Consider the following 1,272-nt stretch of genomic DNA (forward strand, 5'->3'; position numbering starts at 1 on the left):
AAAGGGTCTTTTCCTGCTTGTTGAGTGCTAAGAGCATCAAGGTTATGGTATCTAGTAGTTTGCGCGAAATCACTCAGTAGCTCCAAAAGTTTTTGGTTTGTATTATTTAATGATCTTCTATTCGGCAATTCACCCTTGTTGCTAATTGATATTTTTACACACTCATCATATAGTTCTATTATATTGTGTCCATAGTTTTTTAGCTGATTTTTTGTGGGTGCTAATAAACCATTATTTAGCATGTATTGCATTATTATAATTGCCTTCATCAACCTCTCCATGCCAACTGAGATATTTAGAAGAGAAGAATAAAACGCACCCTTGTTATGAACATTTGCAACCCGAAGCTCAGTAAGTCCCAAAGCAAGACATGAGCTAATTAAGTACCCTTCCTGTTGTAACAATAGAAACGATGGTGGATAATTGGCATTATGATTCATTTGGCCTTAAGCCTAGCCATTTAGTATAAGGCATTGTGCGCTGTATTATAAACAAAATCAGGTATATTTACCTGAGTCCTATTTTTTCTTCAGGCGTTCAATGCCCAGCATTTTAAAAATATATTTCTGATAGGCTGGCTCTGAGTTACCCGTTTTCATATTGCGAATAAAGAACTTCTCAAAGGCAATTTTCGCTAAGTGCATTATCTTGCCTTTCTTTGCCCAAGTGACATTTCTAGGTGGGATTTGTGGCATGGCAACAAAAGCCGCACCTGTATCACCCATATCGGCAATACAAACAGCATTCCAAGTTGGGATATTTGATGGTGGCTTGTCATTAATCATATCTTCAATGTTATGCACCACTGCAGTTACCATTGACTCAATCATATAACCTGTTTTTGGCGTTCCGCACATAATAGGCGTAGCTTCAACGGGTGGAATAGCAATATTAACACCGAGTGAGAAGATGTTATCCTGCACAGGGGATTGTTGGTATTCGTTGACCATAACAAACCCACGCGGATTAACAAAGCCAGAAGCCACATCTGCTAAATTGGCAACGGTATCAACACCCTTAAAGGCTGGTAACAACATGGTGTGTTTACTGGCAATCTCAACCCTTTTAACCACTTCGCCATTATCATCACATTCACTAATACTCACTTTGTCGGCTTCAACTTTGTCAACTTTAGAATTGGTATGCCATTTAATATGGCGGTGTCTAAATTCAGATTCTAACAAACCTTTAGAGTCACCAACACCACCCAAACCCAAATGTCCAATATAAGGCTCAGGGGTAACAAAGGTTATGGGGCATTTATCACGAAGT

At 38.8% G+C, this 1,272-nt stretch carries 1 protein-coding gene and 1 pseudogene; both read right to left on the minus strand.

Translation table 11 applies throughout. The annotated features are described in order from the left end of the window. Positions 1 to 440, minus strand: a pseudogene (locus tag BAZSYMA_RS04230) (hypothetical protein); the annotation flags it as partial. A gap of 78 nt (positions 441 to 518) precedes the next feature. Beyond that, positions 519 to 1,272 (minus strand): NAD(P)/FAD-dependent oxidoreductase (locus BAZSYMA_RS04235; RefSeq protein ID WP_143243097.1); only part of this gene is annotated, 754 nt, incomplete at its 5' end.

It is taken from the genome of Bathymodiolus azoricus thioautotrophic gill symbiont (genome assembly GCF_001298715.1).
Lineage (GTDB): Bacteria > Pseudomonadota > Gammaproteobacteria > PS1 > Pseudothioglobaceae > Thiodubiliella.